The organism is Streptomyces aureus (assembly GCF_000725495.1).
In the GTDB taxonomy this organism is placed as follows: Bacteria; Actinomycetota; Actinomycetes; order Streptomycetales; family Streptomycetaceae; genus Streptomyces; species Streptomyces aureus_B.
Genome location: NZ_JNZD01000015.1, coordinates 12,688 through 32,077 on the forward strand (window position 1 = coordinate 12,688; position 19,390 = coordinate 32,077).

General features: G+C 70.5%; 18 protein-coding genes and 1 pseudogene. 10 read left to right on the plus strand and 9 right to left on the minus strand.

Annotation, left to right across the window (positions count from 1 at the left end):
• The first annotated feature begins 62 nt into the window (after nt 1-62).
• Both IO36_RS43190 and IO36_RS21155 read left to right on the plus strand, forming a co-directional pair.
• Nucleotides 63-1,796, plus strand: coding sequence for a serine/threonine-protein kinase (locus IO36_RS43190; protein ID WP_078943347.1), 1,734 nt, complete (start codon nt 63-65; stop codon nt 1,794-1,796).
• 337 nt (nt 1,797-2,133) lie between these two features.
• Nucleotides 2,134-3,279 carry a DUF3103 family protein gene (locus IO36_RS21155; RefSeq protein ID WP_037622093.1) on the plus strand — a complete coding sequence of 382 codons (1,146 nt, stop codon included), beginning with the start codon at nt 2,134-2,136 and terminating at the stop codon, nt 3,277-3,279.
• 15 nt (nt 3,280-3,294) lie between these two features.
• Here IO36_RS21155 and IO36_RS21160 read toward each other — a convergent pair whose 3' ends face one another.
• The 6 genes and pseudogenes from IO36_RS21160 to IO36_RS21170 all read right to left on the minus strand — a co-directional run bounded on the left by IO36_RS21160 (nt 3,295) and on the right by IO36_RS21170 (nt 7,341).
• Nucleotides 3,295-4,215, minus strand: coding sequence for an MBL fold metallo-hydrolase (locus IO36_RS21160; protein ID WP_037622094.1), 921 nt, complete (start codon nt 4,213-4,215; stop codon nt 3,295-3,297).
• Between the two features lie 141 nt (nt 4,216-4,356).
• Nucleotides 4,357-5,391: an integrin alpha gene (locus tag IO36_RS21165; protein WP_245173382.1), complete on the minus strand. Its 1,035-nt coding sequence runs from the start codon at nt 5,389-5,391 to the stop codon at nt 4,357-4,359.
• On the minus strand, nt 5,276-5,860 hold the full coding sequence (locus IO36_RS48245; protein ID WP_245173384.1) for an FG-GAP-like repeat-containing protein: 585 nt from the start codon (nt 5,858-5,860) through the stop codon (nt 5,276-5,278). The genes IO36_RS21165 and IO36_RS48245 overlap by 116 nt, the downstream gene beginning before the upstream one ends.
• 44 nt (nt 5,861-5,904) lie before the next feature.
• Complete coding sequence (locus IO36_RS44700) at nt 5,905-6,219, minus strand: FG-GAP repeat protein (RefSeq protein WP_342455126.1); 315 nt, start codon at nt 6,217-6,219, stop codon at nt 5,905-5,907.
• 9 nt (nt 6,220-6,228) lie between these two features.
• Nucleotides 6,229-6,309, minus strand: a pseudogene (locus tag IO36_RS49210) (hypothetical protein); the annotation flags it as partial.
• Nucleotides 6,310-6,333: 24 nt separating this feature from the next.
• The gene (locus tag IO36_RS21170) at nt 6,334-7,341 is read right to left on the minus strand and encodes an integrin alpha (protein ID WP_051900762.1); all 1,008 of its coding nucleotides are present in this window, start codon (nt 7,339-7,341) and stop codon (nt 6,334-6,336) included.
• A 774-nt stretch (nt 7,342-8,115) separates the two neighbouring features.
• Here IO36_RS21170 and IO36_RS21175 point away from each other — a divergent pair.
• The 4 genes from IO36_RS21175 (at nt 8,116) to IO36_RS21190 (ending at nt 12,706) form a co-directional block, all read left to right on the plus strand.
• Nucleotides 8,116-8,958: a COG4705 family protein gene (locus tag IO36_RS21175; RefSeq protein WP_037622222.1), complete on the plus strand. Its 843-nt coding sequence runs from the start codon at nt 8,116-8,118 to the stop codon at nt 8,956-8,958.
• Between the two features lie 519 nt (nt 8,959-9,477).
• Nucleotides 9,478-10,131, plus strand: a complete 654-nt coding sequence (locus tag IO36_RS21180) for a response regulator transcription factor (protein ID WP_037622095.1) — start codon at nt 9,478-9,480, stop codon at nt 10,129-10,131.
• Between the two features lie 50 nt (nt 10,132-10,181).
• Nucleotides 10,182-11,390 carry a sensor histidine kinase gene (locus IO36_RS21185; protein ID WP_245173386.1) on the plus strand — a complete coding sequence of 403 codons (1,209 nt, stop codon included), beginning with the start codon at nt 10,182-10,184 and terminating at the stop codon, nt 11,388-11,390.
• Between the two features lie 38 nt (nt 11,391-11,428).
• Nucleotides 11,429-12,706 (plus strand): COG4705 family protein, encoded by a 1,278-nt coding sequence (locus tag IO36_RS21190; protein WP_037622097.1) that lies wholly within the window; start codon nt 11,429-11,431, stop codon nt 12,704-12,706.
• A 307-nt stretch (nt 12,707-13,013) separates the two neighbouring features.
• Here the strand turns inward: IO36_RS21190 and IO36_RS21195 are convergent, their stop codons facing one another.
• Both IO36_RS21195 and IO36_RS21200 read right to left on the minus strand, forming a co-directional pair.
• Nucleotides 13,014-13,529 (minus strand): putative immunity protein, encoded by a 516-nt coding sequence (locus tag IO36_RS21195; protein ID WP_037622098.1) that lies wholly within the window; start codon nt 13,527-13,529, stop codon nt 13,014-13,016.
• A gap of 301 nt (nt 13,530-13,830) precedes the next feature.
• On the minus strand, nt 13,831-14,328 hold the full coding sequence (locus IO36_RS21200) for an NUDIX hydrolase (protein WP_051900764.1): 498 nt from the start codon (nt 14,326-14,328) through the stop codon (nt 13,831-13,833).
• Nucleotides 14,329-14,389: 61 nt separating this feature from the next.
• Between IO36_RS21200 and IO36_RS21205 the strand changes: the two genes are divergently transcribed.
• The 3 genes from IO36_RS21205 to IO36_RS21215 all read left to right on the plus strand — a co-directional run bounded on the left by IO36_RS21205 (nt 14,390) and on the right by IO36_RS21215 (nt 17,189).
• Nucleotides 14,390-14,887, plus strand: a complete 498-nt coding sequence (locus IO36_RS21205; RefSeq protein ID WP_158997418.1) for a hypothetical protein — start codon at nt 14,390-14,392, stop codon at nt 14,885-14,887.
• Nucleotides 14,884-15,534 (plus strand): hypothetical protein, encoded by a 651-nt coding sequence (locus IO36_RS46025; RefSeq protein WP_051900767.1) that lies wholly within the window; start codon nt 14,884-14,886, stop codon nt 15,532-15,534. The genes IO36_RS21205 and IO36_RS46025 overlap by 4 nt, the downstream gene beginning before the upstream one ends.
• Nucleotides 15,535-15,908: 374 nt before the next feature.
• On the plus strand, nt 15,909-17,189 hold the full coding sequence (locus tag IO36_RS21215) for a hypothetical protein (RefSeq protein WP_037622100.1): 1,281 nt from the start codon (nt 15,909-15,911) through the stop codon (nt 17,187-17,189).
• 184 nt (nt 17,190-17,373) lie between these two features.
• On the opposite strand, the gene IO36_RS21220 is transcribed toward IO36_RS21215, so the two are convergent.
• Entirely contained in the window at nt 17,374-18,225 is an 852-nt protein-coding gene (locus tag IO36_RS21220; protein WP_037622101.1) for a dienelactone hydrolase family protein, read from the minus strand.
• A 94-nt stretch (nt 18,226-18,319) separates the two neighbouring features.
• Here IO36_RS21220 and IO36_RS21225 point away from each other — a divergent pair, with 94 nt between their 5' ends.
• Entirely contained in the window at nt 18,320-19,339 is a 1,020-nt protein-coding gene (locus IO36_RS21225) for a GlxA family transcriptional regulator (protein WP_051900769.1), read from the plus strand.
• Nucleotides 19,340-19,390 lie beyond the last annotated feature (51 nt).

Here is a 19,390-nt window from a genome sequence, read left to right on the forward strand (position 1 = left end):
TGCTGACGTCATGATGTGATCGCCGCGTGGGGAGACGCGGCAGGCTTTTTTGGGGGGGGCACATGGAGTCTTTGCGCGCGCTGGGGGCGGGGGATCCGGATCAGGTCGGTCCGTACCGCGTGGTGGGCCGGCTGGGTGCCGGCGGCATGGGACGGGTCTACCTGGCCCGCTCCAAGGGCGGCCGGGCCGTCGCCGTGAAGGTCGTGCGGCCCGAACTCGCGGAGGACCGCGAGTTCCGGCAGCGGTTCGCGCGGGAGGTCGCCGCGGCCCGGAGGGTCAACGGCGTCTTCACGGCGGGCGTGGTGGACGCCGACCCGGACGCGGACCCGCCGTGGCTGGCCACCGCCTATGTGCCCGGCATCTCGCTGGACACCGCCGTCGCCCGGCACGGCGCCTGGCAGGCCGGCCCGGTGACCACGCTGGCCGCCGGGCTCGCCGAGGCGCTGGAGGCGATCCACGCCGCGGGGCTCGTCCACCGTGACCTCAAGCCGTCCAACGTGCTGCTCGCCGCCGACGGTCCGCGCGTCATCGACTTCGGCATCTCGACGGCGACCGAGGCGAGCGCGATCACCCGCACCGGGGTGGTGATCGGGACGCCGGGCTTCATGTCTCCGGAACAGCTCACGGGGGAGCCCGTCGGCCCGGCGAGCGACGTGTTCGCGCTGGGCGCGGTCCTCGCGTTCACCGCGTCGGGCTCCGGCCCCTTCGGCACGGGATCGGCCCAGGGGCTGATGTACCGCATCGTCCACGGCGACCCCGATCTCGACGCGGTGCCCGGGCCGATCCGCGGACTGGTCGGACGCTGTCTGGCCAAGCGGCCAGGCGACCGGCCGACGGTGGACGCGCTGCTGTCGGAACTGATCGACGCGGCGGGCGCGCCTCGCACGGCGCTCCTGTTCACGAACGCGACGTGGCTCCCCCCGATGGTGGCCGCGGAGGTGCGCGGCGCCCGGGACGGAGGCCCCGAGGCGACGGTGCCCGAGACGCCGCCCGGGGGAGGCCGTCCGCAGGGCGGCACGCCGCCGGCCCCGGACCCCGCCGGAAGGAATCACCAGGCGCCCACCGTGACCGGGCCGGTGCCGCCGACCCCGCCGCCCGCCTACACGCCGACCGCCGTGCTGCCGACCCCCGTTCCGCGGCCGCCCGGGACACCCTCCCGGGCGTCCACCGGCAGACGGCGAGCGGCCGTGATCGGCTCCGTTCTCGCCGGGGTGGTCGCGATCGGGCTCGTGGCGTGGCAGGCCGACGCCGTGCTCGGCGGCGGGTCCGGCTCGGGGGCCTCCTCGCCGGGGTCCTCGCCCTACGGCAGCCCGACGCCTCTGGACGGTCCCACCTCGCCCGCCGCCACGCCGACGCCGCTGGACAGCCCGTACACTCCGGCCGGCACGCCCGATGACACCCCGACCCCGCCTGCGAGCACCCCGCCCGAGGACAGCCCGTCCGCACCCGCCTCCGACGTCACCGACCTCTCCGGTCGGTGGAACGGGAGCTACGTCTGCAACCAGGGGATCACCGGGCTGGTGCTCACCATCGAGGACCACGGTGACGGCACCGTGGACGCCGTGTTCGCGTTCTACCCCGCGCCGTCCAACCCGCAGGTGCCGCGCGGCTCCTTCGCCATGGCGGGCACCCTCCAGAGCGGCGTGCTGACGCTGCGGGCCACACGGTGGATCCAGCAGCCGCCGAACTTCCTGGCCGTCAACCTTCAGGGCTCGTACGACACCCAGACACCGGATCACCTGGACGGCCGGGTCTACGGCCCCAACTGCACGACGTTCTCGGCGGACCGTTCCTGACCCGCCGTGCCGGTCCACCGGGGCGAGCCCGCGGGGGAGCCCGGTGGCCTGCGAAAGCCGTGGGCCGGCCGCCCGTGTCTACGCGCGCAACTCCCCTTGTGCATAGGAGGATTGACGAGCGGCTCGTGCGACTGCTTCACTGGTTCGGCAGTGGCTGAGCCACTCAACCACCGGCCGTTGTACCGGAGTTCACCGTCGTCATTGATGTGTCATGAGCACGGCAAGCAATGCGGCGGCTCGCGGTGATCCGACCCCGATCACGTCGAGCACCCGGACACGGACCGAAGTACTGCATCGGCGACATCTGACGCGGCGACACCGACCGACGGAGAAGACGATGAGCAGAGCAAGCAGCAGACGCAGAGCACTGGTCGGCGCGATCGTGTGCGCGGCAGTCCTGGGAATCGCCCAGCCCGCCGCCGCCTCCACGGCGGCCGACGGTGGCCGACGGCATACGGCCGCCCCGCACTCCTCGGTCCACGGCGTCGAGAAGGCGGTCGCACGCTCTCTCGCCTCGTCGCTGGCACGGTCCGACTGGCGAGCGAGGGTACGGGCGGCCACGCTCGCCACCGAGGACGCCGACCTGCAGGCGCTGACCGACAAGGCCAGAGGCCTCGCGGGCAGGACTCTGCCCGCGTCCGTGGCCGGCGCGAACCGCCGGGTTGCCGCGCTGAAGGGGCTGCCCGCCTCGACCGGTTCACTGCTTCGCGTGCGCCTTGGCGCGGCCTCCATGCGTGCCCGTCTGACCCCGGACATGACCCCCTGGGTCGCGGTCGCCGCCTCCGACGAGCACGCGAAGACGATCACGGCGTACGACAGCCGGGGCCGCGGCCACACCGTGGACGCGACACATGTACCCGAATTCCCCCTGTACGTCCTGGACATCGACGCGGCCAAGGCGCACAAGGCCGGACTCCGAGTGCTCCGCGAGCAACTCGCCGACAACGGCGTCAGCACACCCGCGCCCCAGGGCGCGCACGCCGCGGACACGGCGGGCTGGTGGGCCACCAAGGTCACCGCGGTTGAGGTGAACGACGACCAGGAACCCTGGTTCAAGGGCGCGGCCGAGATGTTCTCGCTGGTGACCGGCTTCGGACAGGACGGCAAGGCGCGCGTCGACTCGGTCGACATGCCCTACCTCGACCACGACGGGACGGTGTACTACCCCAACCAGATCCTGGTCAACTGGTCCAATTACAAGTACAACCTGGCCGACGTCGTCATGATGGAGGACGACGACGGCACCAACTACAAGTCGCTCGCCCAGGCCCTCACCACGGCCCTGCTGACCGTCACCGACCAGGGCACCTACATCCCGCTGGTGAACGCGGTGCTGTCGGCGATGCCCGACTCCTGGTTCACCGACGACCCCGACTACGTGGAGTCCTGGTACACCCTGGCCAGGAACTCCACGGGCCGGCTCAACGGAGCCTCCGGCAACGGCTGGATGACCGTCGAACCGTACTTCGTCGAGCAGTTCTGACCCTCGGGCCAGGGTTCACCCGAGGCCGACGAGCGGGGCGGACGGCTGCCAGGCGACGGGCATGACGACGTCGACGGCGTCACGACGGGCCAGCGGCAGCAGCCGGTCCGTCGTGACGCCGAGGTCGTCCATGACGTAGGGCATGGGCCGCAGGGGCCGGTGGAGGCCGAGGAAGAAGTCGTCCCAGTGCACGAGGACGACACGGCGGGCCCCGGTCGTGACCACGACCTCGTCCCAGTAGGCACGTACGAACCCGGCCGGTCGCCTGCCCAGGTCGCCGATACCCAGATAGACGACGTCGGCGTCCACACCACGCAGCGCGCCGGGCCGGAAGTTGGCACTGGCGTGCAGCAGCACACGGCCCCTGGGATGGGAGAGGACCACACTGTAGGCGGTGCCGGTCCGCCAGGCGCCCGCGCGGGCCGGTGGGACGAGGGGCTCGTCGACGGTGCCGGGGAAGCGGTCGCCGGGGCTGTGCACGGAGTCCAGGAAGGTCAGCCCGAAACGCCCGTACGACACCGTGTCCCCGTCCGCGACCACGCGCAGGGACGACTCCGGCACGCCCGAGCCCCGGCCGATGTTCGCGGTGGACCGTGAGCCGATCAGGTCCGCGCCGGTCTCCAGCGCCCACACCGGGGCGTCCAGGGCGTGGTCGTAGTGGGAGTGAGCGCAGAACACCGCCGCGAGGTCCCGCGCCCGGAGCCGGTCGATCGCGGCGCGTACGAGCGCGCGGTCGGGCGAGATCCTGCCCGCCGCCACCCGCAACAGCCCCGGCCGGCTGACGAATCCGTCGCTGAGCACCGAGGTCTCCCCGTCGGAGAACAGCACGGAACTGGTGCCCAGGAAGTACGCGACCACCCCGTCGTGGCCGGGCGCGGCGGGCTGCTTGTACGGAAGGAAGGGGCGCAGACTCGGACGGCCGAAGGGCGTTCTCATACGGGCATCCTGGCCCATCGCGACCCCGCCCGGGGGAGTGCGGCGTGACGTGAGGACCGGACGGCTCGCCTGGGAGCAGGAGAGGGTGGAGCGGCGCCGTGGACCGGCCGGGTCCACGGCGTCGGTGTCCTGTCATGTCCCTCAGACGGTGGAGTGCGCGCCCGGGAGTGCCTCTCCGAAGTCGATCTCGGTGTACTCGCGTGTGAGACCGGCGCCTGTTCCGCTGATCGTCGTCGATCCGCTGGTCACCGGTCCGGCGGCGGATCCGCGGGCCGTCCACAGCAGGCCGTCCAGGTTCTCGCCAGGGGCGCCCACGATCACCTCGGCCTTGCCGTCCTTGGTGACGTCGACCAGGTGCGTCGAAGTGGCGAACAGGTCGCCGCTCTCGGCTGTTCCGGGCACGCCGCTGGTGTCCTGTGTGTAGGCGAGCGAGCCGGTGGCGGTGAGCCCGGTGGCCGATCCGCGCAGCAGGGTCGCCTGTCCGGCGCCCTTGACGGATCCCAGGGCCTCCCAGGGTGCTCCTACCAGGACGTCGGCGAACTTGTCGCCGTTGGTGTCGCCGACGGCCAGCGACATGCCGAACTGGTCGCCGTTCTCTCCGCTGCCGGGTACACCGGGCGTGTCCTGGTGGATGATCTGCGGCTTCTGGCCGGGGGCGATGCCTTGGGCGCTTCCGTAGAGAACCTGGATCTCGCCGCCGCGGTGGGTGGAGGGGGACGAGCCGAGGGACGCGTCGTAGGGCGCTCCGGTGACGAGGTCGCCGTATCCGTCGCGGTTGATGTCGCCGATCTGGCCGGACAGTCCGTCGGCGAGGGGCAGTTCGGTGTACCTGCCGTCGTGTCCTTCTGCGTAGACGGGGCCGCTCTCGTCTCCGTCGGTCGGGCCCGGCAGCCAGAAGCGTTCGGCTCTCCCGTCGCCGTCGACGTCGCCCACGACGACTCCGCGGTTGGTGCCGAGGTCGTTGACGAAGTTCCGTGCCGCCGGGGTGCCGGTGCGGGTGAAGGGTCCGGTGTAGGTGGTGGCGCCGCACTCTCCCGTGACGGAGACGTCGGGGGCTCCGTCACCGCTGACGTCGCCGACGGCGAGACCGGCCGCGAAGCGACAACCTTCGTCCAGGCCGGTCGGCGTCGGGACGGAAGCTCCGCCCTTGAGGCCGGACGGGCCTCCCCACACCACGGTGAGCGAACCGATGCCCCCCCATCGTGCCCACGGACTCGTCGGGGGTGCCGACGAGCAGGTCGGCGTAGCCGTCGCGGTCGATGTCGGCGGAGGTGACGGCGGTGCCGAACCGGTCCCATTCCTCCGGTGTTCCGGGGATGCCGGAGGTGGCTTGCGTGATCACGGTGCGGTGGGAGGCGGCGAGACCGTTTGCCGAGCCGTACAGCACGACGACCGCGCCCGCCGCGTCGACGGAGCCGTTGGCGGCTCCGGGCGCGCCGACGGCCACGTCGCGGTATCCGTCGCCGTTGAAGTCGTCCTGGACCGCGGCGGTGTTGGCGCCCCGGTAGGGCGCGTCCGCGACGGCTGTGGCCGGCAGTGCGACGGCGGTCAGGGTGGCGGCGGTGCTGACGGCGATGGCGGAGGCCAGGATTCGGGAGGTGAAGGCGCCCGGGACGCGGACGCGGCCGGCGGTGCGGGAGGACATGGGGGCTCCGGGATCGAGGAAAGGTGGGAGGGAGCGGAGCGACGTCATGGGCCGGTCACCACGTTGCCGAGGTGCGCGCCACCGGCCGAGCCGAGGCCGGTACCTCCGGCGCCGGCGCTGACGGCTCCGGTCGCGGTGACGGAGGAGGCCGAGCCCCGCAGCCACCACACGGCACCCGCCCCGCCGTCCTCTCCGGGAGCGCCGATGACGAGGTCCGCGTAGCCGTCCTTGTTCAGGTCGACGACCCGTACGCCCGTACCGAAGGCGTCGCCCGTCTCCGAACCGCCGGGGACTCCGGTGCTGTTCTGTGTCCAGGTGACGGCGTGGGCCGTGTCGAGGAGGGTCGCGGTGCCGCGTATGACGGTGACCGCGCCGCTGCCTCCGTTCTCGCCCGGGGCGCCGATCACGAGGTCGGCGCGCCCGTCCTTGTCGGTGTCACCGATGGCGAGGGAGGCGCCGAAGCGGTCCTTCGCCTATCCGGATCCCGGCACGCCCGGGGTGTCCTGGGTGATGGTCTGGACCCGGTTCGGGGAGCCGGAGTATCCGGCGTCGTAGTAGATGGTCACCCGGCCGCCGAGCGAGGTGTCCGGGCTCTGCGTGGGGTCTTCGGGGTTGCCGATGACGAGATCGGGTGAGCCGTTGCCGTTCAGATCGCCCACGGCCGACGTGGTGCCGGCGGGCAGGTCGGCGCCCTCGAAGCCGGCCGGGTCGGCGAACGCGGTACGCGGGTCGTCGCCTGTGCCGTCGTAGCCCCAGCCTCCGTCACCCGTGCCCCGGCCGTGGACGATCAGACGGTCGTCGTCGGTGCCGGGAACGTCGATCGGCGTCAGCGCGACGATGCCGTGGGCCGGGTTGAACGCGAAGCCGCTGCCCGAGGTGTTGGACTGCGCGGACAAGTCAGCCGGTACGAAGGTGACTTCGGCGTCGTTGGCGCCGACGGCGATCGACAGCTTGCCGTCGTTGACCGGGTTCAGACCGTTGTAGGTTCCCACGGCGAGCGTGCGTCCGTATGCGTCGTGCGAGGCCGGCCACGGGTCCTGGACCGTCTTCGCTCTCGTCAGACCCGACGCGGTGCCGTAGACGACGGTGACCGAGCCGCCGCCGTCGTCTCCCGCGACGTCCTCGCCGGGGGCTCCCACGACCAGGTCGCTGTACCCGTCGCCGTTGAGGTCGTGCACAACGACGGCCGCGCCGAAGCGGTCACCGCCTTCCGCCGTTCCTGGGACACCGGTCGAGTTCTGGGTCAGCACGGTGCGTCTGGAGGGATCGATGCCGTGCGAGGTGCCGTACAGGACGACCACGGCACCGGCCTTGGCGTGACCGGCCACCGTGGCGTCGGGGGCGGACACGACGACATCGCGATAGCCGTCCTTGTTCACGTCGCCCGGCGTGCCACCGGCGGCCTCGGCGCTCACCACGATCAGAGGGGTGAGGCCGGAGGCCAGCAGCGTGGCGGACATCAGCAGGGTGCGTTTACGCACGGGTCCTCCAGAGAGGGGAACTCGGAACGGACGGCGGTGTACCGGCACACCCGGGCTGCGCCCGACATGACCCGGTCAAGATCGACGCACACAAGACTCCCGAAGGGGCACGACGGTTGCATGAGACCGGCGACTTTTTCATCCGGCCGCAAGGTCCCTTGCTGCCGACGAGCGCGAAGCCGCCGCGGGTCGTGTGCCCTGTGGCCGCGAGGGCGGCCGTGCCACTGCCGTTCATCAGGGGCAGCAGGGCCCCGATGACGAGGGGGCTGAGGAGGGTGGGGAGGAGGACGAGTCCCACCATCGTCGGCTGGTCGCCGTCGCCCGTACTCGTCCAGGCCGTCCCCCGGCGGCGACCGGCATGGCCACGATGAGGATCATGGCGGTGATCAGCCAGCAGAGCACCAGGGCCAGCAGGACGGAAGCGGGGGCAGCGGTACTTGCAGCACGGGGCCGAGCGGCACGCGGTGGGTGCACCGCAGCCATAGCCCCGGGGCGGGGAGCAGTGCCGCGGCTGCATAGGAAAGAACCACCGCCCGGTTCAGCCGGTGCTTCAGCCAGGCGCCGGCACGCTCATTCGGTGGGTGGGCTGGGGGGCGTGTTGTGCTCAAGGGGGCCTTCGTCCGTTGTATCGGCTGGTGAGGGACGGACGGCCGGTATGCGGCGGTGGTTCGAGCCATGGTTCATGGGGGCCATGCTGCTTCGAAGCGACCGGCGTGCGTGGTGCCGCGCGGTGGTCAGGATGTGTTCAGGTTCCTGGCGGCACGGTCGAGCACCATGACCTTTGAAAGCTCTGAGACGGCCGGGTTCCCAGTGGCGACTCCGCTTGCGGTTCCGCAGTTCGGCCCTCGGCAGGGCTGGAACAAAGTCCCCGAAGTCACGGTCTACTTCTGGACCATAAAGATCCTTTGCGCGACGGTCGGCGACACCGCGGCCGATCTGCTGAACCGGAAGGCCGGTCTCGGCCTGACCGGGGTGTCAGTGCTGATGAGTACGTTGCTGGCCGTCGTGCTGGCCGCCCAGTTCCGCAGCGCGCAGTACCGGGCGGGTCTGTACTGGCCGGTCGTCGCCCTGGTCAGCATCGTCGGCACCCTGGCCAGCGACATCCTCGTCGATGCCACGGGCGCCCCGCTCGAGATGACCACCACGGTCTTCGCGATCGGCCTCGCGATCGTGTTCGTGGTCTGGTACCGGCGCGAGCGCACCCTGTCGATCCACAGCATCGACGCAACCAGCCGCGAGTCCTTCTACTGGGTGGCCGTCCTGTTCGCCTTCGCCCTCGGCACCGCCGCCGGCGACCTTGTCTCGGAGCGGCTTCACCTCGGCTACTGGCTGTCCGCGGTGCTGTTCGGCCTCGCCATCGCCGCTGTGGGCCTGGCACACTTCCAGCTCGACCTGGACGCGGTGTGGAGCTTCTGGCTCGCCTACATCCTGACCCGTCCGCTCGGCGCCTCCATCGGGGACTACCTCTCCCGGCCGAGCGGGGACGGTGGTCTGGAGCTGGGTACGGTCGTGACCAGCGCACTGTTCCTGATGGTGGTAGTCGGACTGGTCGTGTACCTGGCCGCAACGCGTGTGGACGTCACCGACCCGGAGCGCAGCAGTCAGGACGTGGCTTGAGCGGCCCGGACGAAATGAAAAACATGAGTCGCGCGTGGCGGCCGAGACGCCGGCCGCCGGTCGCCGAGACGCCGGGCGCTGAACCGGATGGGGCCAGGCGCTGTGCCGCGCGACCGGACTTTCTGCCTGATATTCCGACAAGGTGTGAGCTTGCAAACAATTCCTGCTCTTCCACTACACCCTGTAGGGGCAGAGGGTACCGTGAGCCCCCATCGGGGCCACGGCGGCGTTCCGTCGAAGGCGGGGGCCTTCTCGGTCGCCTCGACTCGAGATGCGGGAGCCCCTCCCGGTGAGCGGTTAGAGTTCCTGATGACGTCTACAGGGCTGTAGTCATTCAGGCGTCTGATCTGCGCTCGTCGTTCCGAGGTGAACGGTGCGCGTAAGCACGGCAGCTCGCCGGGATCAGGACCGTCCATCCGGGCCGGAAGGGGACGCCGTCACGAGTCCCACGGGAGGCAAGCGTGGCGACCGCGAAGCACGAAGCATGAAGCATCCGGCTGGACGACCTAGGGGCAGCGCGTGGCTTTCATCATGGTGTGTGAGGATGACGCGGCAGTCCGCGACGTCCTCAAGCGCGCCCTCGAGCACGACGGTCACAGGATCGCCGTGACTCCCACGGCGGACAGCCTGCTGAGCAACCTCGAGCCGACCCCGAACCTGATCGTTCTGGACCTGGGGCTCCCCGACGCCGACGGCCGCGATGTCTGCCTGGCGCTGCGGGCACGTGGCGTCGATGCTCCGGTCCTGATGCTCACCGCGCTCGATGGCATGCACCACAAGGTGGGCGGCTTCGAGGCGGGAGCCGACGACTACATGACGAAACCGTTCGACATCCCGGAGCTCCTGGTGAGGGTCCGCGCCCTGCTCCGCAGAACAACCGCGGCGACCCCGCAGAGTGGCGTCGTTCTCGACCCGGCGAAGCACGTCGTGATCCACGGTTCGACGAGCGAGAGCCTGACGCCGACCGAATTCCGCTTGCTGGGCAGGCTGGTCGCTTCGCAGGGCGACGCAGTGCGCCGCCACGCCCTCGTTGCCGCCGGCTGGCCGCACGGCGCGCAGGTCAGCGACAACACCCTTGACTCCTTTGTCCGGCGGCTACGGACCAAACTCGGTGCGCTGGGCGTCGCCGAGCGCCTGGCGACGGTCCGCGGAGTGGGCTACCGATGGGAGTGACAGGCTTCCGTGGGCGAGTTGTCGCGCTCGCGGTTCTGATCGCAACTGCGGTGGTCGCCGTCCTGGTGGTGGTCTCACACGTGCTGCTGAGCCAGGTGACCGACGCCGACGCGAACACCCTGGCGCACACCCGTGCAGAGGCGGTGGCGCCGAACGTAGTCGTACGCGATCGCCACGTCGTGCTGATCGAGGGCGGCAACGAAGCGCTGGACACGGTCTCGTGGGTCTACGCCGATGGGCACCTCATCGACGGGATCGTGCCGGACAGTGTCGCCGACCGCGTCGACGGGCTGGTTCGTTCCGGGCGGTCCCAAACCACCACGGTCGGCAGTCACCTTCTTTACGCCCGGCCGATCAGACTCGAGGGCCACCACGTCATGGCGGTCGTGCGGGTCGACCTGACACCGTATGAGACGTCGGAGCAGCGCAGCCTGATGATGTCGCTCATGCTGGGCGGCATCGTGATCCTTCTCGCGGGCGTCGTCGCACACGTCGTGGTGGGTCGTGCGTTGCGGGTGGTCCGCGTCATGGCCGCTCTCGCCGACGACTGGGGCGATCACGAACCCGGGCGCCGATTCGACCTCGGCGTTCCGCGCGACGAGTTCGGGGAACTTGGGCGAACCCTCGATCGCCTGCTCGACCGTGTGGACAACGCGCTCGCCGACGAGCGCCGGCTCACCGATGAGATCGCCCACGAACTGCGGACCCCGTTGACGGCGCTGCGGGGTGAGGCCCAGCTGGCCCAGCTCTCCGGTCATCATCTGGCACCGGAGTCCGTGCTGACCGAGGTCGACCGTCTGAACGCGGCGATTGCGACGATTCTGGGCTCCGCCCGGTCACGGATCGACGGCGGTACCAGCTGCGATCTCACGGCAGCGGCGCGACAGGCGATCGCTGGTCGTGCCATTGATCTCGCCGTCCCGGCCGACGTCGATGTCGCCGTGGCCACGGAATTCGTCGTCGCTGTGCTGTCACCCCTGTTGGAGAACGGCCTGCGGCACGCAAAGTCGCGCGTTTGGGTCACGGGGCGCGTGCAGCCGCAGGGGATCGTGATCGATGTCCTCGACGACGGTCCGGGGTTCGATCCGGCGGAGGTCGACAGGGTCTTCGAAGCGGGTGTGACCAGTGGCGACGGGCACGGGCTGGGGCTGGCCGTGGTGAAGCGCCTTGCCGCGTCCGCGGGCGTGGCGGTTCGCGCGATCGCCGACGGTCATGGTCGCGTCGAGGTCATCTTCCCCACACCGGAGGCGATCGCGTAGTCAGGTTGAGTGCAGGTTGGCCGAGCCAGCCTTGCCGCATGACGACGACAAACGAAGTGGGCACCGGCCACCGCAGAGGGCGGCTGATGCTGAACAAGGTTCCCGAGGTCACCATCTGGTTCTGGGTGATCAAGGTCCTGTGCACGACCGTCGGTGAGAGCTTCGCCGACTGGATCAACATGAAGCTGGGCGTCGGCCTGGTGAACACGGCGTGGATCTTCACCGCGGTGTTCGTGTTGGTCCTGGGCGTCCAGCTGCGGCTGAAGCGGTACGTCCCGTTCCCGTACTGGCTGACCGTGGTCGTCGTCAGCGTCACGGGAACGCTCTACACCGACATCCTGACCGACCAGCTCAACGTGCCGCTGTGGATCAGCACCACGGTGTTCTCGGTCCTGCTCGCCGTGGTCTTCGGTGTGTGGTGGCTGCGCGAGCGCACCCTCTCCATCCATTCGGTCAACACGCTGCCGCGTGAGTCCTTCTACTGGCTCACCGTTCTCGTCACCTTCGCGCTCGGCACCGCGACCGGCGACTGGACCCTCGAGCTCACCGGCTGGAGCCCGGGAGTCTCGGTCCTCCTGCCTCTCGGCCTCATCGCGGCGATCACACTGCTGTGGAAGTTCGGCGCGAACCCGGTGCTGTCCTTCTGGCTCGCCTACATCCTGACCCGCCCCCTGGGCGCCAACATCGGCGACTGGCTCGCCTCCCCCAAGGTCGCTCAGCCCGGCGAGCCGACCGGTCTCGCGCTGGGCACCTTCACCACCAGCCTGATCTTCCTCGGTCTGATCCTGGCGACCGTCGTCTACCTGACGGTGACGCGCTCCGACGTGACCGAGACCTACGACGCCACGCACATCCCGCTGGTCGCCGCCGATCCGCGACGGGAGCGTGTCGCGCTGGCCGGCTTCGGCCTCCTCGCGGTCGCCACGGGGGCACTGCTGGGCTGGGCGCACAGCCAGCCGCACGTCGGACCGGCGCCGGAGGAAGACGCCACCTCCACCGTTCACCTCGCCCCCGGCCAGGCCGTGAAGAAGTTCCCGGCAGCGAAGGTCGACGCGCTGAAGGCACTGGCCTCGACCTCGCTCAAGGACGCGCGGACGGGGAACGCATCCGGTGCCCACAAGGCCGCCCAGTCCCTGCGAGATCTCTGGGATGCCGATCAGGCCACGTTGCAGCCGCTGGACAACACCGGCTGGACGTTTCTCGACGCCCAGATGGACCAGGTGCTGAAGACCTTCGGCATCGACCACTCGAACCCGCCGATGTCACCGGCACAGCAGGAGGCTGAGCTCAACACCCTGCTCACAGATATGCGCTGATGGACGTGATCGGCGGCGACTTCCCTGAAGCCACCGCCGATCACACTTCCCCGCGGTCCCCGCGCTATCTGGTACGACCTCTTCGTCCTGAACTCTTGGTAGGAGGGGCACCAACACCCGTCGTGTGCGACCGCGCTCAAGGGCGGTTGCATCCAGCCCCCGGTCCAGCCCTGGGGCCGCCCGCTGCACCGCCGGCATCGGCCGCGGTACCGCCAGCGGGCGCGACGACCTGATCGTCAACGAGGTCCAGGCCGACACCGGCCCCCGCACCCAGGAGCAGGCTGGGGGTATTGCCGCCGCAGCCGCCTCAGCAGTCGAACACGGACCAGCAGATGTCGTTGCGCAGTCGCTGGTCGTCAAGGACGAGCTCGCGAATCGCCTCCGGGAGCTGGTCGCGCTGCCATCGGCACTCGAGTCGCCCCGCGGCCTCACTCTCGTCTCTTGATGCGGCGGAGCGTGCGGCCTTGATCGCATAGGCAGCCGCACCGAGCTCGTGCGCGGCGACGTGTGCGACGACCGCGGCCTGGCCGGCGGCGTAAGCGGCGTGCCGTGCTGCCCCGCGCAGGTCCCGGGCCGCGCCCATGGCATGGCCGCCCGCCGCGCGGGCCTGCATCATCTTGACCTCGCCACGCACCCAGGCGCGGGCATGTTCGATGGCCTGGCGGGGTCGTGGGTCTGCGGGCTGGGCCGACTCGAAGAGGTCAAGGACGTGCTCCGCGCAGTCCGCCGCCCAGAGGGCGAGGAGATGGTGGTCCGCATCAGTGAGGGTCCCACCGCGGCGGATCGTCACGAAGCGAGGATCTCTGACCTTCGGGAGGATCATGGTTGGCCTTCCTTCGTGCTGGCGTCCGCACCACATCCGAGGATGCACAGCCGCGACCGTACTCGGCGCGAAGCCCGCGAACCCGGTGGCCGATCCGAACGAGGACCGCCTCGGAGCGTGCCCACCGGCTGTCGCTGTACCTGCGCTTGGCGACCTTGCTCCTGCCGTCCGCGTCGAGAGCGGCACGGGTTCCCGTGGTTCCTCGCTCGGTGGGCCCCCGAGAGGCGCGGCCGTGACGGTGGGCCGTCAGGCGGTGTGCGCCCCGGCCTCGAAGGGGGCGCTTACTCCCTGCCAGGGGGAGTTACTTCCTCGGGGCTCCGCCGGGCGGGGGTGCTGGGGGCGGTTCGGGTATCCCCGGTGCACGACCGATCACCGGGCGCTCCCGCCAGAGAGTGAGCCCGACGTCGACAAGCAGCACCCGGTCCAGTGCGGGTATCTGCTTCAACGGATGCCAGGCCGCCATGTCGGTGGAGCCGTTTGCTTCGTGGCGCAGTTCGCCGCCGGTGACTTTGGCCTCGTAGACGATCCGCAGGCTCTGGAAGTCGGCGGTGGCGCCGAGACGGCGCGGATAGGTGTGCCGTTGCGAGTCGACACCGAGCAGCACCGTCGGTTCGATCGCGAACCCGGTCTCCTCCTCGACCTCTCTGATCACGGTGTCGTACGGGTCCTCGCCGTGGTCGATTCCTCCACCGGGCAGCGTCCAGCGTTTGCTGCCGTCCCTCAACGTCAGGCGCGCGAGGAGGATCGCCTCGTCTCGTACACACACGGCGTAGGCCGCCACCCTCAACTCCTGCTTCATGCAACGACGTTAGAACAACGGCTCCCACCGCTGTGCGCCGGCTACCGCCGATCCGGTCGCGTTGTGCACCGATTACCAGCACGAACGCGACGATGTGGCCGAGGCTGTGGAGTCGGAGATCGGAGTCCGTGCATCGGTCACCGGCCCGCCGGCCCCGGTGTTCGCGGCGGGGGCCGCGACGGTCGGGATCGCGTCGGGTGTCTTCGCACTCGGCGCGCCGGGACTGCACGGCGCCGCTCGAGCCGTCGGCGGCGACTCCGTGGTCTCCAACCGGACCCTGGCCCAGGACGCCCTCGGCGCGCCGCCGTTCGGTGGCGCCCTCAAGGGCATCTCACGGGTCGTCGCGGCCGGCCGCGACGCGGACGCGGCCGCCAACTTCGGCCTGGTGGACACGGTCGCCGCCTTGATCGCGGACCCGACCGTCCTGGGATACCTCGCTCCCAAGAACGGCCGGCAGACCGTCGAGGCGGCGCCGCCGGGCGGCGATCTGCTCGTGGCGTTCGAGAACGCCTGGGAGACCGGCAGCGAGAAGGACAGAGCAGCCAGGCAGGGGAAGTGAGCCGCACCATGAAAGACCCGGAGATACTGTCCCGCTTCGACGGGCGAGGCCGGGCCGAGTTCCTGCTCGGCGGTCTCGAGGGCAGGCACTCCGACAGGATCACGGCGATCGGCTTCGAGTTCGGCTACGACCTCCAGGCGACCGAGATGCCGAGCAAGAGCACCATCCGCCTGGTCTTCGTCCGGAACGATTCACCGCCGGTTCGACAGCGTGCCCGGCAGACTCAGGAACGGCTGCGCGCCGGGGGCCCGCTTCTGCCGATGTGGGACGCTCCCACCGCGCGGCCGGGCACGACCCCGTCTGTCACGGCCGAAGAGCCGGCATCGGCGCGTCGGGGTGTCACCACCTACGAGGCGAACGGAGCGAAGAAGTTCGCCCTCTTCGCCGCGCTGCTCAGCGTCGGGTGCTTCGCCGTCGCGGGGGTGCTGCGGGACCGGCCGGGCGCGGCGCTCGCCGTGCTGGTGGTGTTCGCCGTCCCGTTGGCGGTGACCGCGGTGTTGATCCCTCGGTGGATGAAGCGCTGGTACGAGAAGAACCGACGGCTGGTGGAACTCCACGACCAGCAGCGGACCGGCCAGGGCGGACCCCCGCCGTCACCGCCGCCCGGGTCCCCCGACGGACACCCCCACGCCGGGGACGGACAGTGATGCGGGTCGACTTCTCGGCACCCGCCGAGTAAGCGAGTGCCCCACCCGTTCAGCCCGTGCGATCCCGTCGGTGCACGACACCAGTACGCCGCTGCGGTGCACTTAGCGGTCGACCGGGCTGTCCGTACGGAGCTCGTGCGAGGCTTCCGCCACCTGCGCCGCTGTGCCCCTATCGCTTCACTGACTGCGGTTTCCGCTGCGGCCTGGCCGCGTCCTCCTGGATGAATGGCCACGACAAGATCGTGGTTGAGAAAGGCAGATGGCCGCCTCGTACAACCGTCCGGTGGCCAAAGGGGTCTGATGTTCGGGGATCACCGTTCCCCTGTCGTTCGTCTGTACTTGTCCGCCGATTCGTTTCGAGGGATCCCCCCCACATGCACCGGACCTCTTTCCACCGTCGCCCGTCACGCAGGATCGCGGCCACGCTGACCTCAGCCGCGGTCGGTGTCGTCGGCCTGATCGGCCTCGCCTCCGTGCCCGCTTCCGCCGACGGGTCTTCGGCCGGGCTGGCGCTCGCCCCGCTGGCCTCCGTCGACGGGGTGAAGCCCGGCGGAAGCTTCCAGGTGCCCGGTACGTTCGCGAACAAGGGCACCACTGATCTCGACAAGGTCTACCTGTCCTACACCGTCAGTCGTGGCCTGGCCCCCCGGGATCTGCCGTCCAACTGCACCCGCTACGAGATCGGCTCCTTCGACGAAAACCCCAGCCACTCCACCGCGGTCTGCGAGTTCGACCAGACGGTGAAGGCCGGTTCGGTGTACGCGCCCGAGAAGGCACTGAAGGTGGACGTCCTCGACCACGCGCTGTACGAAACCCTCCGCATGACGGTGGCCACGCAGGACTCCGGCGGCGAGGACGGTACCGAGGAGACCGTCCGGGGCACCGGGCCCGCGGTGAAGCTGACCGAGCTGCCCTCGACCACGCCGGTGGGCGACGACGACGTGAACCACCCGGACTGGGACTCCGTCAGCCTGCCGGTCACCGCGGCGAACACGGCCGACTTCCAGGTGCCGGTCACCCGGTTGAAGGGCCGCGTCGGGGACACGGTCTCCCTGAACGCCAAGTTCACCAACGCGGGGCCGGGCTGGGTGCTGTCCGCCACGGGCCACCCCGTCGCCAAGGTCCTGATCAAGATGCCCGCCGGCACGACGGTGACCGAGCCGTCCGGCGCCTGCTCGAAGGTGGCCGCCGGGAGTTACAGCTGCGGCCTCGCCAACTACTGGATCGAGGAGAAGGGCTCCGTCACCTACTACTTCAAGCTTCGGATCGACAAGGTCGTCCCCGGGGCCGAGGGTTCGGTGAGGCTGGGCGTCGAGGAGCGCCCGTACGACAAGAACAAGAAGAACGACTCGGCCCCGATCCTGCTCGACGTGGACGGCGCCGGCGGTTCGACGGGCGGGTCCGGCTCCACGGGCGGCAACGGCTCCACGGGCGGCGGCTCGACCGGCGGGTCCGGCTCGACGTCCTCCACGGGCAACTCCGGTTCCAGCAGCGGCTCGACGGCGACCGGGGCCTCGGGCTCGTCGACGACCGGCGGCGGGATGGCGGACACCGGCTCCGGTGACGTCCTGCCCCTGACGGGCGCGGCCGCCGCGATCCTCGCCGTCGGCGCGGGAGCGGTCGTCGTCGTACGCCGTCGCGCGGCCCGGAACTGACGACAGGACCGGACCGGGCCGTCCGGACGGAACAACGGCCCGCGGGGGCGACGGGTACGACGTCACCGGCCTTGGGGCCTTGGTCGCGGCCCGGCCCTGGACGTGGTCGGGCGCTGCGCGAGCCTCGTCGTCGGTGGCAAGGAGGCCACCACAGCGGGTGGCCTGAATCGGTCCAGCGCTGGCATCAGTTCGGCCCGTCGGCTCCCATGTCGGGTGTCGTCGCCCCCAGCCGTTCGGCGAGGAAGGCGATGATCTCGTCACGGGCGCGCGCCGTGGGGTGACCCTGCTCGTCGACGAGATGGGCCGTGGTGACGCTGTGGGCGCAGCCGACGACGTCACGGAAGAAGGGCGGCGGGTTCGAGTTCGCCACTTCGTCCGTGAGCACCCGGCCGTCGAACGCGTCGCCGAGCAGAGTGCGGTAGGCCGCGAACCGTTGGCCGGTGCACCACCTGTCGTTCTCGAAGCGGTAGGCGAGCACCTTGAGGCCGTCGCGTCGGATGCGCTCGGCCACGCGGGCGGCGTCATCGGCTGCGAGCTCCAGGCCCCCTGGGTCGTCGAGGGGGAGTGAGGGATGGTTGACGACGGGGGCGACGACGGCGGGTTCGAGGGTCATGGTCAGGGCGAAGTTGCCGGTGAAGCACAGCCCGACCGCACCGACGCCCGGGCCGCCGCACTCCGCGTGCGCCACGCGTGCGAGTCCGCGCAGCCACGCCACGACGGGGCTGGTGCCGCCACCGGCGAATGCACGGAACTCGGCGCTGACGCAGGCACGCCGGACGACGGCTTGGCCCGCGTCGGCGGTCGGGTAGGCGCCGTCGACGCCGAACAAGGAGGGCAGATACACGCGGAAGCCGGCATCGCGCAGCCAGCGTGCCAGGCGTGCGACGTCAGGGCTGATCCCCGGCATCTCGGGCAGCAGGACGACGGCCGGTCCCGACCCGATGACGTGCACGGTCTTGGCGACCGTGTCGACGTCGATGACGCGGTGCGTGAAGTCGTCCAGGGGGTCGTCGAGTCGCGGGTGTGCGGTTGTCATGCGAGGCAGCGTGGCAGGAGACTGTCGCCCTCAGAAACGGCGGCATCGCCAGATACTGCGGTGATATCGCCACCCGTTCGTGCCAGGAGTACACATGAGTGCACTACGACTGGGAGTGCTGGCCTACCCCGGGTGTTTCGGCTCGGAGGTGTTCGGAGTTCCGGACCTGCTGGTGATGGCCCGTCATGTCGCCGAGGCGCAGGGGGCGGTACGACCCTCGTGCGAAGCGTTCGTGGTCTCGCCCAGGCGGCGCGTCATCACGTCCGGTGGTCTGACCGTCGGCGTCTCGGCCATGCGCCCGGTGGACGTGCTGATCGTGCCGGGCTTCGAGCTCTCGCCCGCGCTCGATCTCGACGCGGCCATGGCGAACCTGAGGCCCGAAGTGGCAGCCATTCGCTCGCAGGCAGTCGCCGGAGCCGCCGTGGTGTCGATCTGCGTCGGCGCCTTCCTCGTTGCCGAGGCCGGCCTGCTCGACGGGCGCGAGGCGACGACCTCCTGGCTGTTCGCGGATCGCCTCGCCCGCCGGTACCCCGACGTCAAGGTGTGCCCCGAGCGCCTGGTCGTCACGGACCGCGGGGTGACGACCACGGCCGCCTTCAGTGCCATGTACGACTTCGCACTCCAGCTCATCCGCGAACAGGACGGCCCCGGCGTCGCCCGCAGCACCGCGCGCGTGGCGCTCGTCGACGACGCCCGTACCACCCAGGCCCCGTACGTCGATCCGGCGCTGCTGCCCGTCGCGGGGCGCGAGTTCTCACATGGCGTGAAGCGGTGGCTCGACCGGAATCTGGGGTCCCGCTACGACCTCCCCGCCCTCGCCGCGGCGTTTCACGTGAGCACGCGGACGATGCTCCGTCGCTTCGGTGAGGAGGCGGGCCAGACCCCGCTCGCGTACCTGCAGTCCGCTCGGGTCGGCCGGGCCCGGCATCTGCTGGAGACGACCGACAGGACTGTCGCACGCATCGCGGCCGACGTCGGGTACGCCGACGCGAGTACGTTCAGCGCCGTCTTCGCCCGGCACACGGGCCGGCGACCGCGGGACTATCGCGCCACGTTCCGCCGCTCGCCCGCAGAGCCGGTCGACGACATCCCACACGAGCCCGGCACCCGCTGACGACACCTGAGCCCGGAGGCTGTCCTCTTCTGCGAAGTCAGCCTCAGCGGA

Bases quoted from the DNA above. Each gene is read 5' to 3' on its own strand.
- IO36_RS21190 (WP_037622097.1), top strand. From the start codon at position 11,429: ATGACGACGACAAACGAAGTGGGCACCGGCCACCGCAGAGGGCGGCTG.
- IO36_RS21215 (WP_037622100.1), top strand. From the start codon at position 15,909: ATGCACCGGACCTCTTTCCACCGTCGCCCGTCACGCAGGATCGCGGCC.
- IO36_RS48245 (WP_245173384.1), bottom strand. From the start codon at position 5,860: ATGTCCTCCCGCACCGCCGGCCGCGTCCGCGTCCCGGGCGCCTTCACC.
- IO36_RS21220 (WP_037622101.1), bottom strand. From the start codon at position 18,225: ATGACAACCGCACACCCGCGACTCGACGACCCCCTGGACGACTTCACG.
- IO36_RS21160 (WP_037622094.1), bottom strand. From the start codon at position 4,215: ATGAGAACGCCCTTCGGCCGTCCGAGTCTGCGCCCCTTCCTTCCGTAC.
- IO36_RS21175 (WP_037622222.1), top strand. From the start codon at position 8,116: ATGACCTTTGAAAGCTCTGAGACGGCCGGGTTCCCAGTGGCGACTCCG.
- IO36_RS21200 (WP_051900764.1), bottom strand. From the start codon at position 14,328: ATGAAGCAGGAGTTGAGGGTGGCGGCCTACGCCGTGTGTGTACGAGAC.
- IO36_RS43190 (WP_078943347.1), top strand. From the start codon at position 63: ATGGAGTCTTTGCGCGCGCTGGGGGCGGGGGATCCGGATCAGGTCGGT.
- IO36_RS21195 (WP_037622098.1), bottom strand. From the start codon at position 13,529: ATGATCCTCCCGAAGGTCAGAGATCCTCGCTTCGTGACGATCCGCCGC.
- IO36_RS21155 (WP_037622093.1), top strand. From the start codon at position 2,134: ATGAGCAGAGCAAGCAGCAGACGCAGAGCACTGGTCGGCGCGATCGTG.
- IO36_RS21225 (WP_051900769.1), top strand. From the start codon at position 18,320: ATGAGTGCACTACGACTGGGAGTGCTGGCCTACCCCGGGTGTTTCGGC.